Source organism: Candidatus Accumulibacter necessarius (assembly GCF_036625085.1).
Window position 1 is genome coordinate 174374 of sequence record NZ_JAZKUM010000008.1, and the last position, 15164, is coordinate 189537.

14 protein-coding genes and 1 pseudogene are annotated in these 15164 nt (G+C 62.5%); 6 read left to right on the plus strand and 9 right to left on the minus strand.

Annotated elements, in window-relative coordinates:
- Nucleotides 1-8 precede the first annotated feature (8 nt).
- Complete coding sequence (tcdA, locus tag V5B44_RS20610) at nt 9-788, minus strand: tRNA cyclic N6-threonylcarbamoyladenosine(37) synthase TcdA (RefSeq protein WP_332360926.1); 780 nt, start codon at nt 786-788, stop codon at nt 9-11.
- 235 nt (nt 789-1023) lie between these two features.
- On the opposite strand from tcdA, the gene V5B44_RS20615 reads away from it, so the two are divergent.
- On the plus strand, nt 1024-1368 hold the full coding sequence (locus V5B44_RS20615; protein WP_332360927.1) for an FKBP-type peptidyl-prolyl cis-trans isomerase: 345 nt from the start codon (nt 1024-1026) through the stop codon (nt 1366-1368).
- A gap of 3 nt (nt 1369-1371) precedes the next feature.
- Nucleotides 1372-2370: a pseudouridine synthase gene (locus V5B44_RS20620; RefSeq protein WP_332360928.1), complete on the plus strand. Its 999-nt coding sequence runs from the start codon at nt 1372-1374 to the stop codon at nt 2368-2370.
- A 42-nt stretch (nt 2371-2412) separates the two neighbouring features.
- On the opposite strand, the gene murB is transcribed toward V5B44_RS20620, so the two are convergent.
- From murB to V5B44_RS20655, 7 genes are all read right to left on the minus strand, one after another.
- Nucleotides 2413-3450, minus strand: a complete 1038-nt coding sequence (gene murB, locus V5B44_RS20625; protein WP_332360929.1) for a UDP-N-acetylmuramate dehydrogenase — start codon at nt 3448-3450, stop codon at nt 2413-2415.
- Nucleotides 3451-3469: 19 nt separating this feature from the next.
- A complete protein-coding gene (gene metH / locus V5B44_RS20630) occupies nt 3470-7177 on the minus strand; it encodes a methionine synthase (protein ID WP_332360930.1) in 3708 nt (1235 codons plus the stop codon).
- A gap of 239 nt (nt 7178-7416) precedes the next feature.
- Nucleotides 7417-7806, minus strand: a complete 390-nt coding sequence (locus V5B44_RS20635; protein ID WP_332360931.1) for a bacteriohemerythrin — start codon at nt 7804-7806, stop codon at nt 7417-7419.
- 74 nt (nt 7807-7880) lie between these two features.
- The gene (gene petA / locus V5B44_RS20640) at nt 7881-8426 is read right to left on the minus strand and encodes a ubiquinol-cytochrome c reductase iron-sulfur subunit (RefSeq protein WP_332360932.1); all 546 of its coding nucleotides are present in this window, start codon (nt 8424-8426) and stop codon (nt 7881-7883) included.
- A gap of 169 nt (nt 8427-8595) precedes the next feature.
- Nucleotides 8596-8964 (minus strand): hypothetical protein, encoded by a 369-nt coding sequence (locus tag V5B44_RS20645; RefSeq protein WP_332360933.1) that lies wholly within the window; start codon nt 8962-8964, stop codon nt 8596-8598.
- Nucleotides 8965-8997: 33 nt separating this feature from the next.
- The gene (locus V5B44_RS20650) at nt 8998-9285 is read right to left on the minus strand and encodes a hypothetical protein (RefSeq protein WP_332360934.1); all 288 of its coding nucleotides are present in this window, start codon (nt 9283-9285) and stop codon (nt 8998-9000) included.
- Between the two features lie 100 nt (nt 9286-9385).
- Nucleotides 9386-9892, minus strand: a complete 507-nt coding sequence (locus tag V5B44_RS20655; protein WP_332360935.1) for a TonB-dependent receptor domain-containing protein — start codon at nt 9890-9892, stop codon at nt 9386-9388.
- 381 nt (nt 9893-10273) lie between these two features.
- Here V5B44_RS20655 and V5B44_RS20660 point away from each other — a divergent pair, with 381 nt between their 5' ends.
- Entirely contained in the window at nt 10274-11323 is a 1050-nt protein-coding gene (locus tag V5B44_RS20660) for an NAD(P)-dependent alcohol dehydrogenase (RefSeq protein ID WP_332360936.1), read from the plus strand.
- A 71-nt stretch (nt 11324-11394) separates the two neighbouring features.
- Here V5B44_RS20660 and V5B44_RS20665 read toward each other — a convergent pair whose 3' ends face one another.
- Nucleotides 11395-12204, minus strand: a complete 810-nt coding sequence (locus V5B44_RS20665; protein WP_332360937.1) for a TIR domain-containing protein — start codon at nt 12202-12204, stop codon at nt 11395-11397.
- Between the two features lie 708 nt (nt 12205-12912).
- Here V5B44_RS20665 and V5B44_RS20670 point away from each other — a divergent pair.
- The 3 genes and pseudogenes from V5B44_RS20670 to V5B44_RS20680 all read left to right on the plus strand — a co-directional run.
- Nucleotides 12913-13325, plus strand: a pseudogene (locus tag V5B44_RS20670) (zinc ribbon domain-containing protein); the annotation flags it as partial.
- Nucleotides 13326-13607: 282 nt separating this feature from the next.
- Nucleotides 13608-14078, plus strand: coding sequence for a LacI family transcriptional regulator (locus V5B44_RS20675; protein WP_332360938.1), 471 nt, complete (start codon nt 13608-13610; stop codon nt 14076-14078).
- Between the two features lie 161 nt (nt 14079-14239).
- Entirely contained in the window at nt 14240-14986 is a 747-nt protein-coding gene (locus tag V5B44_RS20680) for a formylglycine-generating enzyme family protein (RefSeq protein ID WP_332360939.1), read from the plus strand.
- Nucleotides 14987-15164: the final 178 nt, after the last annotated feature.

The following is a 15164-nucleotide window of genomic DNA, read 5'->3' on the forward strand; positions in this document are numbered from 1 at the left end:
CTCCCGACTCAGTCCGGATGGCCGGCCAGATGCCTGAGCACTTCACCGGCAGCCAGCAAACCGAAGACTGCCGTCACACACACCGACGAACCAAAGCCTGCACAGTTGAGGCCGGTCAGCGGCACGGGCTGCTGGCAAGCATTGGCGGGTGGCGGATAGCGTAATGGCTCGCCGGAAAACACGGCCGGGATACCGAATTTCTTCTTCGCTTCTCTGGTGAAACCGTAGTCCTTCCGCAACAAGGAACGCACTTTCGCGAGCAGCGGATCCTGGATGGTCAGAGCAAGGTCGGCAATCTGGATCCGGCTCCCGTCGATCTGGCCGCCGGCGCCACCGGCGGTGATCAAGGGGGTCGCAGATCGCTTCGACCAGGCGATCATCGCCGCCTTGGTGCGTACCTGGTCAATGGCGTCGATCACGTAATCGACTGCCCCGCCAAGAATCGCCTCGACGTTCTCCGGTGTCACGAAGTCCTCGATTTCTCTGACCTCGCACGCCGGGTTGATGGCCCGGATCCTGTGCGCCATGGCGCTCACCTTGGCCTTGCCGAACTCGCCGTCGAGGGCGTGTACCTGACGGTTGACATTGGACTCGGCGATCATGTCCAGATCGATGAGGGTGATCCTGCCGATCGCCGAACGCGCCAGTGCCTCGGCCGCCCAGCAACCGACTCCGCCAATCCCGACGACCGTGACGTGCGCCTGCTGGAAGCGCTGAAGCGCATCCGCTCCGTAGAGTCGTGCGATACCGCCAAAGCGACGCGCCAGGTCGGTAGAAGTTTCGCTCATGATGGTTTCAGGGTCCGCCTCTCCGGCAAGTGTTGCCGCACAGTTTAGCGGAAAGCCATGCGGCTGGCGGTCCAGCCGGGTGCCGCCAAGGCAACTCACGGGGAACCAGCCTGTTTGTGTCGAGGGGATCTTCCTTCAGGCATGGTCGTCGCGGCGTACCCACCCGATTCATGCCGCTGGCCGTTGGGCGCCATGCTGGGCTAAACTTCGCTTTTTTTGTTCACGAGGAGCTCCAATGCCCATTGTCACCACACCGAGCGGTCTGCAAATCGAAGACATCATTGCTGGTAGCGGTCCGACCGCCAGCGTTGGTCAGCACGTCATCGTGCATTACACGGGCTGGCTGGCCGATGGCAAGAAGTTCGATTCAAGCGTCGACCGCAATGAGCCCTTCCGCTTTCCGCTTGACGGACGACACGTCATCGCCGGCTGGGAAGAGGGTGTTCCCGGGATGAGCGTGGGTGGCGTCCGCAAGCTCACCATTCCCGCTGATCTGGCTTACGGCGCGCGTGGGGCCGGGAAAATGATTCCACCGCACGCAAAGCTGGTATTCGAGATCGAGTTGCTTGATATTGCCTGAGCGATGCCCGAGCGGCCACGCAAGACCCTGGGCCGGTCACCCGCGACACCGCTGGCCGACGCTGCAGTCGCTAGCGGTCGCTCGGCGGTCAGTGACCGGCTGACCAGGGCCAGGCCGGTCGCAGCTCCCGCTCCCGGCAATGCGCGGTCCTCGCTCGAGCTCGGAGCGGCGCCACCAGGGCGCCCCGCCGCGCGCAGTTTCCACGCGGCAACGGCGCCGACGCTGCGTGCTGGAACCTCGGCGGAAGCCGTCGGCCCGGCGAGCAGTGCAGCACCTGTCGGTGTACGTATTTCCAAGTTGATGGCCGAGCGTGGCCTTTGCTCGCGCCGCGATGCCGACGAGTACATTGCCCGTGGCTGGGTCTTCGTTGATGGGCAACGGGTCAGCGAACTCGGTACCCGTGCGGATCCGGCAGCGGTGATTGTGCTTGACCATCAAGCGCAAGCGAACCAGCAAAGCCGGATGACGATTCTGCTGCACAAGCCCGTTGGCTATGTCTCCGGTCAGCCAGAGCCCGGCTTCACGCCGGCGGTGACGCTGATCCAGCCGAACACGCAGCACCGTACGCCCGGCGCGCCGGTCTTCCATCCTTCCTGTCTGAAGGGGCTGGCACCTGCCGGCCGGCTCGACATTGACTCGACCGGCCTACTGGTACTGACGCAGGATGGGCGGGTGGCGCGCCAGCTGGTTGGAGAGAACTCGACGATTGACAAGGAATACCTGGTACGCGTTGAAGGCCACCTCGACGCCAGGGGTCTTGCTCTTCTCAACCACGGACTCAGCCTCGATGACCGCAAGCTGAAGCCGGCGAAGGTCGAGTGGCTCAACGACGATCAACTTCGCTTCGTTCTGCGTGAAGGGCGAAAGCGGCAGATCCGGCGAATGTGCGACCTGGTCGGGCTACGTGTCACCGGGCTCAAGCGGGTCCGCATTGGTGCGGTCCGGCTCGGCGACCTGCCGCTTGGCCAGTGGCGCTTCCTGCGCCCGGACGAGGCCTTCTGACGAACGCCAGGCCCGAAACGGTTCGCGTTCGTCGTCGGCGAGTCAGAGGATCACCGGCTCCGGCGTCAGTTCCACGCCAAAGCGCGCGCGAACATCGGCCTGAACAGCTCTGGCCAGGGCGATCACCTCAGCACCTTGCGCGCCACCGCGATTGACCAGCACCAGCGCCTGTTTCTCGTACATCCCGACACAGCCGAGGTCACGGCCTTTCCATCCACTCTGCTCGATCAGCCAGCCGGCAGCGAGCTTGACGCTGCCATCGGGCTGCGGGTAGCAGGGAAGATCGGGATGAGTCCTGCGTAGTCGCTCGGCGACTACTCCATCGACCAGAGGATTATGAAAGAAGCTGCCGGCGTTGGGGACGACCGCTGGATCCGGCAGCTTGCGGCTGCGAACCGCGATCACTGCTGCGGCAATCTGCTGCGCAGTCGGGCGGGTGGTCTGCTGGCGGTCGAGCTCGGCCGCCAGGTCAGTGTAAGCCGTCAGCGGGTGCCAGGCCTTCGGCAGGCGGAAGGTGACGCGGGTGATCACGCGGCAGGCGTCGAGGTGCCAGCCCTGCTGCTTGAAGACGCTGTCGCGATAGGCAAAACGGCAGGCTGTTCGATCCAGCCGCAGTAACCTGCCGCTTGGCATGTCGAGTGCTTCGAGGGACAGGAAGCGATCAGCAACTTCCAGTCCATAGGCGCCGATATTCTGGATGGGCGCTGCGCCGACTGTGCCGGGGATCAGCGCCAGGTTCTCGAGTCCCGGCCAGCCCTGCTCCAGCGTCCAGGTGACCAGCTGATGCCAGTTTTCACCGGCACCGGCGCGGACGTACCACGCGTCGTCGTCCTCGCCGATCAGTTCGCGGCCGCCGATCGCCATGTGCAGCAACAGGCCGTCAAAGTCGCCGCTGAACACCAGATTGCTGCCGGAACCGAGGACGAAGCGACGCAGGGCGCTGCTGCCGACGACCTGCCGGAGTTGATCGACGTTGCTGATCTCGGCCCAGAACGCCGCCTTGCCGGGCAGGGCCAGCGTCGTTCGCGAAGCCAGCTCGACGTCACGCCGCACGAATTCGGGAAGTTGCACGCCGGTCATTGTCTCTTCATGCGCTGGCTCAGAGCAGAGGCGCCAGCCAGCGCTGGGCCTCGGCAATACTGAAGCCGGCCCGCTGCGCCCAGTCTTCGAGCTGGTCACGAGCAATCTTGCTGACGGCGAAATAGCGTGCTTGCGGGTGCGCCAGATAGAAGCCGGAAACCGCTGCCGCCGGCGTCATGGCGAAGGACTCGGTCAAGCCCATGCCAGCGTTGCGCGGCGCCTCGAGCAACTCGAACAGCGCGCGCTTGGCCGTATGATCGGGGCAGGCCGGATAACCGGGCGCTGGCCTGATGCCGCGGTATTCCTCTCGGATCAGCGCCTTGCGCTCCAGTACTTCGTCGCTGGCGTAACCCCAGTAGTCTCGTCGTACCTGCGCGTGCAGCCACTCGGCACAGGCTTCGGCCAGGCGGTCGGCGATCGCTTTCAACATGATCGCATGGTAATCGTCATGGGCGGCGGCGAACTCCGCGAGCTTCGCCTCGATGCCAAAACCCGCGCCGACGGCAAAGGCACCGATCCAGTCCGGCGTACCGCGTTCGGCGATGAAATCGCTCAGGCAATAGTGCGGCTTGCCTGCCGGCCGCTCCTGTTGCTGGCGAAGGTTGTGCCAGATCATTAGCTGCTCGTTGCGGCTTTCCTCGGCGTAGATTTCGATGTCGTCACCGACGGCATTGGCCGGGAAGAGACCGAACACGGCGTTGGCGCTCAACCACGTCTCGCTGACCACTCTTTGCAGCATCGCCTGCGCGTCGCTGAACACGGAACGAGCAGTCGGACCGACAACGGCATCGTCGAGGATCTTCGGGTAACTGCCGGCAAGATCCCAGGTCTGGAAAAAAGGCCCCCAGTCGATGTATTCGGTCAGGGTCGCCAGATCAACCTCACGTAGCACATGGATGCCAGGCTTGCGCGGTGCGCTGGGTCGGTAGGCGGGATCGCCGTTCCAGGCAAAGCGGTTGCCCCGAGCAAGGGCGAGCGGCACGAGTGCGATGCCCTTCTTGTTTGCGTGTTGGGCGCGCACCTTCTCGTGATCGGCGGCCAACTCGGCCCGGAAACCATCGGCGTGGTCGATCGACAGCAGACGGGTGACGACGCCAACCGCCCGCGAGGCATCCGGGACATAGACCACCGGTCCGGAGTAGTTCGGCGCGATCTTGATCGCCGTATGGGCGCGGCTGGTTGTGGCGCCGCCGATCAGCAGGGGCACCGGCGGGCCGCCATCGGCGCCGCTGGCAAAGCCCAGACGTTCCATCTCGGCCGCCACGTGGCTCATTTCCTCCAGCGACGGCGTGATCAGGCCGGACAGGCCAACCGCCTGAGCGCCCTGTTCCCTCGCCGCCTGCAGAATCTTGTCACAAGCGACCATCACGCCCAGATCGATCACCTCGTAGCCGTTGCAGCCGAGCACCACGCCGACGATGTTCTTGCCGATATCGTGGACGTCGCCCTTGACTGTGGCGATGACGATCCGGCCCTTGCTGCTGACACCGGTACGCAGCTTCTCGGCCTCGATGAAAGGAATCAGGTGCGCCACGGCCTGCTTCATCACCCGTGCCGACTTGACCACCTGTGGCAGGAACATCTTGCCGGCGCCGAAGAGATCGCCAACGACGTTCATGCCGTTCATCAGTGGACCTTCAATCACCGACAGGGGCGGCTTGCCGGCCGTGGCCAACGCGGCGCGGCATTCCTCCGTATCGGCGACGACGAAGTCGGTGATTCCCTTGACCAGGGCATGCGTCAGGCGTTCCTCGACTGGCAGTTCGCGCCAGCTGAGATCGGGGCCGCTGTCCCTTGCCTTGCCCTCGCGGACGGTCTGGGCAAATTCGACCAGAGCTTCGCCGGCGTCGGGGCGGCGGTTGAGCACCACATCCTCGACCTTGTCGCGCAGGATCGGGTCCAGCTCGTCATAGACGCCGAGCATGCCGGCGTTGACGATGCCCATCGACAACCCTGCCTGTATCGCGTGGTAGAGGAACACGGTGTGAATTGCTTCGCGCACCGGATCGTTGCCGCGGAAGGAGAAGGAGACGTTGGAGACGCCACCGGAAATCTGCGTTTCCGGCAACCTGGCGCGGATCCAGGCACAGGCGTCAATGAAGTCGACCGCATAGTTGTTGTGCTCTTCGATGCCGGTGGCAATGGCGAAGATGTTCGGGTCGAAGATGATGTCCTCGGGTGGGAAAGCCGCCTGCTCCGTAAGCAACTGGTAGGCGCGCGCGCAGATCTCCGTCTTGCGGGCATAGGTATCGGCTTGGCCCGCCTCGTCAAAGGCCATCACCACTACCGCCGCACCATAGCGCCTCGCCAGCCTGGCCTGGCGAAGAAACTCGGCCTCGCCTTCCTTCATCGAAATCGAGTTCACGATGCCCTTGCCCTGGATGCACTTGAGGCCAGTCTCGATGATCTCCCACTTCGACGAGTCGATCATGATCGGCACCCGCGAGATGTCCGGCTCGCTGGCGATCAGCTTGAGGAAGCGATCCATCGCCGCCTTCGAATCGAGCATCGCCTCGTCCATGTTGATGTCGATCACCTGCGCGCCGTTTTCCACCTGCTGGCGGGCAACCGCCAGTGCATCGTCGAAGCGGCCTTCGAGAACCATCCGGGCGAAAGCCCGCGAGCCGGTGACGTTGGTCCGCTCGCCGACGTTGACGAACAGCGAGTCGCGGCCAACGTTGAACGGCTCGAGACCGGACAGACGCAGTTTCCTCTCCGGCAGCGGTACGCGGCGGGGCCTGACGCCGGCAACACCATCGGCAATGGCGGCGATGTGTGCCGGTGAGGTGCCACAACAGCCACCGACGATATTGACGAATCCCTTCCTTGCCCAGTCGGCGATTTCTGCCGCCAGTTGCTCCGGCGTTTCGTCGTAGCCGCCGAAAGCGTTGGGCAGGCCGGCATTCGGGTGTGCCGAGACAAAACAATCGCAGAGATGCGACAACTCCTCGACGTACTGGCGTAGTTCGCCGGCACCAAGGGCGCAGTTGAGGCCGAAGCTCAGCGGCCGGATGTGGTTCAGCGAGTTCCAGAAAGCTTCGGCGGTCTGCCCCGACAGCGTCCGTCCGGAGGCATCGGTGATCGTGCCGGAAATCATCACCGGCCAGCGCCGACCGACCGCCTCGAAATGCTGTGCGATGGCGAACAGCGCCGCCTTGGCGTTCAGCGTGTCGAAGACGGTTTCAACCAGCAGCATGTCGGCGCCGCCTTCGCAGAGCCCGCAGATGGCTTCGGCGTAGGTGGCAACCAGTTCGTCGAAACTCGTGTTGCGGTAGCCCGGGTCGTTGACGTCCGGTGAGATCGACGCGGTGCGCGAGGTCGGCCCGAGAACGCCGGCGACATAGCGGGGCTTGCCGGGATTGCGGGCGGTGAACTCATCGCAGACCGCCCGCGCCAGTTGGGCGCCGGCAAAGTTGAGTTCATGGACAATGGCCTCAAGGTGGTAATCGACCTGCGAAACCCTGGTCGAGTTGAAGGTGTTTGTTTCGATGATGTCCGCACCGGCTGCCAGATATTCGGCATGGATCGCCTGGATGATGTCGGGACGGGTCAGCAGCAATAGGTCGTTGTTGCCCTTGAGGTCATGCGCGTGGCTGGCGAAGCGGCTGCCGCGGTAATCGCGCTCCTGCAGACCACGGCGCTGGATCATCGTGCCCATTGCCCCGTCGAGCACCAGGATGTGTTGTTCGAGACGGTCTTTGAGTTCGGCGGTACGGTCAGGCTGCATGGATAGTCCTTTACTTCTACACTCGTCTGGTGTGGCTTTTGCAAAACAAAAAACCCGTCGGCGCAAAGCTCGACGGGTCTTGGTGGGGGCCTCGCTTTAGCGGAATTTCTAACGCGCCCGCAATCGTGATGTCAAATCGGCGCCCACCCCGGGCCAGTCCGGGGCAAGCGCGCGAATCTACTCGCCAGGGACTCCATTGTCAAGGCAGCCTGGCGTCTGGAGCGCCTCTACCGCCTTCGTCAATCGTGCGGCGCGTTGGCGTAGGCTGCGTCGCGGGTCTCGATGTGCCTGACCAGGAAGGCCAGCATGCTGCGTGCCTGCCCAGGAATAAGTTCCGTTCGGCCGACCCGATGGGTGTCGACCATGGCGGCAAGTGCGTCCAGCATGTCGGCGTGATCCTCGACGTGTTGGTCGAAACCATCGTAGCTGTCGAGCCGCATCAACAGTTCTTCGGACAGAAAATGCGCCTTGCTGTAATCCACCAGCCGCTCCAGGATCCGGCCAATCTCCTCGCCAGTGGCACGGTCCTCGACAACAGCGCACAGGGCATTGATCAAGGCCACCTGAACGCGGTGCTCGCCGTCCAGGGCGGGATTCGCACTGGGGGTGGGTGGGGCAAAAGGCGACATGACATCCTCCAGTCAAGAACGGCGCTGACAACCCTGACCGACAGCATAACACGGCGGCGAAAGCGCGCCTGCTCTCAGCCCTCGCCGATCACCAGGCGGCTGTCGCCCTCCAGCCGATACGCCGGTATCACCAGATTGGCTGGCGCCGGACCGGCTCGGAAAACGCGGCCGGCAAGGTCGAACTTCGAGGTGTGGCAGGGGCACAGGAACTCGCGGTGGGCCCCCGCCCCGCCTCGTAGCTGCGGGGTGCAGCCCTGGTGGGTGCATTGTCCGATGGCGACAAAGATGTCGGGACGCAGCGCACGATGACGGTTGCGACAGTTCTCCGGTTGCAGCGAATGCTCGGAGTGTGGATCGATGAGCCCGCTTTCGTGGTCAGCCAACGCCATCACTTCCTCGGCTGTTCGCCGCAGGATCCAAAGCGTGCGCCCCTGCCAATCGATGACACGGAGTTTTCCCGGCGGCAGGTCCGAGAACTCCGCGCTAACCGGATTGCCGGCCGGCGGCCCGGGACTTTCAGTCAGGTAGCGAGCGGCGCCGACGCCGGCGCCGAGCAGGCAGAGACCCACCAGCACCTGGCGGCGTCGCCGGTCTGGATCGCTGATCGAATCATCACTCATGATGGGTTCTCCTGGGCTCTGGACTCCGCGGGCGGCGCGGGTGTCGACCCCTGCCCTCTGACCATTCAGTCCGCTTTCCTCGGTATCGCTCCCGAGAAGCTGTGGCGAACGGCTGCCGCGCCGGGAACGATAACATCAGCACTCCCTGCTGCAAAATCGGCGCCTTGTCCTATGTGGGATGCGCCTGAGCGACGGGCGTGTTTCCACCAAGTCTGGAAACTCGAAAGCCCCGGCATGTGCCGGGGCTTTCTTGACCGAAGAAACTGGCTGACCTGATCAGAACTTCAATGTCAGGCCGATGTAAATCGAGCGACCCTGCATGGGGGACCGCGGTTCCCCATGCAGGGTTGCCTCTCCCCGGGTTAAGCTCCATTGTTGTTCCTTGACCCACGTAGGCGCCTCCCAGCGGCAGCGAATAGAACTTGTCGAACAGGTTGTCGACGCCAAGGTCGAATCGCACCTGCTTCCAGGTGTAGCTGCCGCGCAGGTTGATCAGCCCGTAACCCGCTGTCTTGGTTTCGTTGCGCACGTCGGACACGTCGTCTTTCGCCGCAACCGCGACCTCGCCTTTTCAGCCACCTAGCGCGAGCTTGCGATTGAGCGGCATGATGTTGTAGAGGTTGTCGCCGTGAGTGTAGGAGAGCACGCCAACGAGGCCGAAGTCGCCAAAGCCTGACGAGGCGCGCGGCATACGCGCGGAAACGTCCAGACCGTAAAGCTCGGCCGACTGGTTGGCGTACGGGAGCATGACGAACTGATTGGTCGTCGTCCGGTTGGCCGGCGCGCAGGATGCGCCCACCGGGCAGCGAATGGCATCGATGTGATCGGTAACGCGCGTGTAGTAGGGCGTGACGTGCAATTATTCCCAGCGGCGGTCGGCGGCATGCAGGTCCAAGGTGGCGGAAATCGTGTGCGCCTGTTCCGGTTTGAGATTGATATTGCCGAAGTAGCCATTGCCTTCACCGACCAAGTTTTTCATGACGGCCGCCATCGACCAGGTATAGCGCTCGTAGAGGTTGGGCGAGCGCTGTCAGCTCCCGGTTGTTGTCGGTACGTTCGCGGTCTTGGGCGTTGAACGCGGCGGCATCCTTCTTCTGGTTGTTCACCATCATTCCCATGCCATTCGTGCTCTGGTCGTAGCCCCGAACATTGCCAGCGTCCGTCTTGACCCGTTCACAGCGCGCACCGGGCAGGGTCAGCCATTGCGTGTTGATGCGCGACTCCCACTCGCCGAACAGCGCGAGGCGGTCGCGCGTGCCATCGTTGATGTTGTCGAAGGTGCCGGGCCACATCATCGCACCTGACGGTGGCCACCAGTCGTCGAAGTTATCGCTCTGATAGAGAGCGCCGGCGTGGCCCAGGTTCTGCTCGTCGAGATTGACCTCCGCCTCGACGTTCACGCCGGTGTTGCTGCTTTTGGTGTACATCGGCATGCCGGACGCGCATCCGACCATGGCGCCGTTCACCGTGCCGGCTCCGCAATCGGGGAACATGTCGAACAGTTGACCGCGTGGTCACCTCCGGAACCTGCCGGCAGCGCGCCAGGGCCGTACCAAAACCGCTTGTCGGGGCCGAAATCCATGAAAAGCGGCTTGACCTTCTCGTCATAGGCACGCGCCTCGAAAAGACCCCAGTCGTACTGGCCGAGATAGCGCAGGTTGAACGTCTTCTCAACGACTCGGGCTACGCGTTGAACTTGGTTTTGGAGACGCGGTACCATTGGGCATTACTGGCAGTTCCAGACAGGCCAGGTCCTTTTATCCAAGAGCCGAAAACCCTGTTTTCTAAACAGTTGTCGGGCAACGCCAACCAGCTGTTACCTCCAACATTGCACAAAGGATTGAGTCATGATCAAAACCAAAGCCTACGCAGCCCAAAGCTCGACGAGCGACCTTGCCCCTTTCGAACTGGACCGCCGAAGCCCCGGTGCGGAAGATGTGCAGATCGAGATCTTGTATTGCGGCGTTTGTCACTCGGATTTGCACACGGCTCGCGGGGAGTGGCGCAACACTTTGTATCCTTCAGTCCCTGGACACGAAATCGTTGGGCGAGTGGTCGCCGTGGGCGACAAGGTTCACAACTTCAAGGCAGGAGACCTGGCTGGCGTGGGCTGCATGGTCGACAGTTGTGGGCATTGCTATTCTTGCCATGCGGGCGAAGAGCAATACTGCGAGAGTGGTTTCACCGGAACTTACAATGGCCCGGTTTTTGGCGGTGAGAATACCTACGGCGGTTATTCCCAAACCATCGTCGTCAAAGAATCCTTTGTCTTGCACATCAAACACGCAGAAAAGGATCTGGCGAGTGTGGCGCCCTTGTTGTGTGCTGGAATCACCACGTACTCTCCGTTGCGTCATTGGGGTGCAGGGCCAGGCCAGACGGTTGGGATTGTCGGTCTTGGAGGCCTTGGACACATGGGCGTCAAGATCGCCCACGCCATGGGAGCCCACGTGGTGCTGTTCACCACCTCTTCAAGCAAGGTCGCAGACGGCAAGCGGCTTGGTGCTGATGAAGTATGTATTTCCACCAATCCCGAGCAAATGGCTGAGTATGCAAACCAGCTCGATTTCATCCTGAACACCGTGGCAGCCTCCCACAACCTGGATGCCTATCTCCAACTGCTCAAGCGCGACGGCACGATGACCCTGGTAGGCGCTCCTGCAGAGCCGCACCCGTCACCCAATGTCTTCAATCTGATCTTCAAGCGCCGCCAGATAGCGGGTTCGCTCATCGGCGGGATCCGTGAAACGCAGGACATGCTGGATTTTTGCGCCAAACATGACATCGTTTCTGACATTGAGATGATCCCCATGGATTACATCAATACTGCCTATGAGCGCATGCTGAAAAGCGATGTGAAATACAGATTCGTCATTGATATGGCGAGTCTCAGGTAAGGCACGCCGAACGAATGACCGCAACGATCGAAGTGTGGAGTTCGTGATGCGTTCGTGAGCGTCCGTCGACGTCATAGATTCTCCACAAAACGGTCGAGTTGCTGGTCAAGCGCTTCAATGTTGGCAAGATCGGGCAGGGGGGCGTAAATCGCTCCACCCAGGTCGGCGGGCATCTTCGCGCTTCTCTTCCCACCTGACTCCCGAATAACCAAGACGCGCCGGTGGCCCTTCGCATGTACGAAGTAACCCGCCTCGAAGACGACGTTGTCTCGTGGTGCAGCCATTCCCGTGTCGCCTTCCAGGGCGTCGTCCGCCGTAAACAAGAACACTCCGCCAGTGCAGCAGGCTGCCGCCTTCGTGATCTGTTCGAGGATCGTCCCGGGCCCGAAATCCTGCCAGTCGAGGACCCTCGCTCCCTTCGTCACGAACACTCGCTTCAGGTTCTTCGCGGTACCCTGTGACTGACTCGAATAGCCGAGAAATATGTCAAAGCGTGCGTCGACTTCGCGCTGCCAAGGACTGAAGCACTGTTCGAAGTACGAACTCGCCAGCCACGACTCATTGGCGTCTGTCGGTACCTCGCAGATCTGAGCAGAACTCTGATCGAAGGCGCCGCGCCATCGAATCCCCTGTTCGAGCACCATCAACATCGGAATTCCCGTGGTGTGGGCTACGCCGGCCTCGTAGTGCGTAAACTCGCTCGCATGAGCGTCGTCGCCGTACTTCCACCGCGGGTATCCGATCATCACGGCCCCAACCGCTCCACCTACAGCCTCCCTGACCTTGTCTGCCGTCCAGGGGACTTCGCGATGAACCGTTGCCGCAAAGCGAGAAGGGACGGCTGGGAAGAACATGTGGGGTTCGTAGCCGGCATCGATCACGCGCTGGACGATCCCCCATTTGACGCTGTTCTGCCGATCATCCAAGTACGTGTCGTGTGTCAGGCTGATGAACACCCTTCGCCTTACACTCATAGCGATATCTCCCATGTTCCGGAATGGACGCAACTCACGATTAGCGGATCCAGCCACGCTTTCGTTCGACGCCTAACGAATACCCTTCATTTGCCGCGCCGAAAGCGCCGGGCCCAACGCTGGCGCATGCGGGGCGAATAAGCCTCGTTCGACTGAAGCGCCTCGATGGCAGCACTTATGGGGATTGTAAGCGCCTCGCGCCTGCGGTCAAGCCGTGAGCACCAGTCAGACGGGATGGGAGGGGCTTCACCTGCGCCTTCCTGCCGGTCGTCGGGGTGTGACAGGAACGAACAAGGCGCTCTGGTAAGCCCAAGCCAGCGCGGGAGTCGTGACTTCGGCACGCAGCCGACGAGCCATCGCCTGGCGGTTTGAGCCCCCATGGCGTGCACTGGAAAGCCCCTCGCCAACCCCCGGCCCCGTTCTCACCGCGGCATTCAAACGCATGGCTCTGCAACATCGCTTGGCGTAACGACGGAATTGCCCGTCGGAACCAATTTTCCTGGATGGTAATGTGCGCAGAGCCCCCGCTCGGCGCGAACCCTGCGCTGCAGGACCTGCTCCACCATCGCTGAGATCACCGGACCGGGCTTTTGATGTGCATCTCTGCTCTCTTACTGTCGCCGAGTGCGCGGCGGCGCCACCCAGGCGGTCGTGCCCTTCCTGCTCAAGGGCATCGTGTTCGGCACGACGGGCGCGCCTTGTCCCCGTGGCACTTTACGAAGACGAGTAACGGGCGCCGCTACCGGTACTGCATCCCGATGCGCGATACCGAGGAGCAGGCGGGAGCGTCCGGTCTGCCACGCTTGCCGGCGGTAGAACTGGAATCGGCGGTGCTCGAACAACTGCGTGGCATCCTGCGCGCACCGGCCGTGCTCGGCGACCTGCTGTCGCAGGCGAGCAAGCTGGATCCGACTCTGGACGAGGCCAAGGTCATCGTCGCCATGACGCGCCTCGATGCGATCTGGGACCAGTTGTTTCCGGCAGAGCAGACCCGCATCGTCAGACTCCTGGTCGAGAAGGTGATCCTAGATTCCTCTGTTGGGCCTTGACCGGATCTGGTGAACGCCATGATTGGCAAAGGTTTTCGGCCGATTTTTGCGACTGCGCAACAGTTCCTTTTGGGTGTCCTGGAGACGTTCTAGAAATCCAATGTTCATAGCAACTTAGCCGCCACTCCTGGCTTCAACCGAGGAATCTAGGGTGATAGTTTCTCCCACCGATCTGGAGGTCCGCCTTCGCGCCAACGGCACCGAACAGGTGGTGCTGGATCTGCGTCCGGAGTCGGCCGAACGGCACCAGGAGGCATTGGCATGAACGCGGTCCGTATTCGCAGAAGCGGGGTGCCCGATGTCGTCGCCGCCAGCGACGGCAGGGTGACCCTGTCGGTGCCAATCCAGATCAAGCGCCGCAGCGGGCGGAAACTGCTCACGCTGCCGGGCGGTGAAGCCGCCCACCCCAGGCCCTGGAACTTGGTCGCCACGCCGATGCAACTGGCGCTTGCCGAGGGCTATCGCTGGCTGGCGATGCTGGAGTCTGGCGAAGCCACATCCATTACCGACCTGGCCGCCCGCGAGAAGATCGACAACAGCTACATGTGCCGCATGCTCAACCTGACCAAGCTGGCGCCCGACATTGTGGCGGCGATCCTGGATGAGACCTTGCCTCAGCACGTCACTGTGCATGAGCTGGCGATCAGTCCGCCGGCGGTGTGGGAGGAGCAGCGGGAGCGGATTGGGGCGGTTGGCGAGGAACTACGGCCGGCCGGACCTGCAGCATCCTGATCCATGCGAAGTGGTGCTCAAGGGCGTCTTGCTGGCAAATGCATCGCTCACTGCCAAAGGGATCTGAATTAAATCCGAATCATTCTGTACGGCAGCGCGCATAGAAGAAGAAGGACTGCGGGTATCATGGGGCCAACCAATCCCAGCGAGTGCGCCTCACGATGACTACTTCAACCGCCCCTCCCGTCGCAACACTGCCGGGCATCGACTGGGTCGAAATACCCGGTGGCGACTACATCTACCAGGACGGAAAGAGTCGCACGCTGCCGACTTTCTATATGGCACGACACCCAATCACCAATGTGCGTTACCAGGCCTTCATCGACGCCGGCGGCTATGATGACGAACGCTGGTGGCAAGGAATCGAGCGCACGAAGCCGGAAGAGTCGCGCTGGCCGCAAGCGACACGGCCGTGCACCAGCGTCAACTGGTACGAGGCCGTGGCGTTCAGTCGGTGGCTCAGCGACCAACTCGGTTACACCGTGCGGCTGCCGACCGAAGAGGAATGGGAACGTGCGGCCCGCGGCCGCGATGGCCGCGCCTTTCCCTGGGGCGACGATTACACGACGGGCTACGCCAACATCAACGAGACCTGGGACAACGCCGGGGAGTGCAAACGCGAACAGACGACGATCGTCGGCGCCTATCCGCAGGGCGCCTCGAGCGAAGGTGTGCTCGACCTGGCCGGCAACGTCTGGGAATGGTGTCTGAACAAACATGAACATCCCGAGGAAATCGAGCCCGATAGCAGCGGCGATGCGCGCGTACTGCGCGGGGGGTCGTGGTATGGCAATCCGGACGCCGTGCGCAGTGCCGTGCGTAACTGGAACGACCCCGGCGAGCGGGTCGACAACGCCGGCTTTCGTCTGGTGTCGTCTGGCCCAATGGCCGACGCCGTCGGCGGGTAGCATCGAAGCGATTTGGCCAACGATTCGACCCTCTAATCCTGGGGCCAGCAGAAGAACATGACGCCCCGGCGACCAGATTGTACAGCGGCAGCGTCAATGATTAACCCAAAATCTTGTCTTGGGTGCGTGCCGAGCCGGTATCGACGGCTAAGCCTGAGGCGACGCAGCAAGCGCCCTC

What these genes read in the sequence shown, in the direction of transcription:
- tcdA (WP_332360926.1), bottom strand. Translation starts at nt 788, where the DNA reads ATGAGCGAAACTTCTACCGACCTGGCGCGTCGCTTTGGCGGTATCGCA.
- V5B44_RS20615 (WP_332360927.1), top strand. Translation starts at nt 1,024, where the DNA reads ATGCCCATTGTCACCACACCGAGCGGTCTGCAAATCGAAGACATCATT.
- V5B44_RS20620 (WP_332360928.1), top strand. Translation starts at nt 1,372, where the DNA reads ATGCCCGAGCGGCCACGCAAGACCCTGGGCCGGTCACCCGCGACACCG.
- murB (WP_332360929.1), bottom strand. Translation starts at nt 3,450, where the DNA reads ATGACCGGCGTGCAACTTCCCGAATTCGTGCGGCGTGACGTCGAGCTG.
- metH (WP_332360930.1), bottom strand. Translation starts at nt 7,177, where the DNA reads ATGCAGCCTGACCGTACCGCCGAACTCAAAGACCGTCTCGAACAACAC.
- V5B44_RS20635 (WP_332360931.1), bottom strand. Translation starts at nt 7,806, where the DNA reads ATGTCGCCTTTTGCCCCACCCACCCCCAGTGCGAATCCCGCCCTGGAC.
- petA (WP_332360932.1), bottom strand. Translation starts at nt 8,426, where the DNA reads ATGAGTGATGATTCGATCAGCGATCCAGACCGGCGACGCCGCCAGGTG.
- V5B44_RS20660 (WP_332360936.1), top strand. Translation starts at nt 10,274, where the DNA reads ATGATCAAAACCAAAGCCTACGCAGCCCAAAGCTCGACGAGCGACCTT.
- V5B44_RS20675 (WP_332360938.1), top strand. Translation starts at nt 13,608, where the DNA reads ATGAACGCGGTCCGTATTCGCAGAAGCGGGGTGCCCGATGTCGTCGCC.
- V5B44_RS20680 (WP_332360939.1), top strand. Translation starts at nt 14,240, where the DNA reads ATGACTACTTCAACCGCCCCTCCCGTCGCAACACTGCCGGGCATCGAC.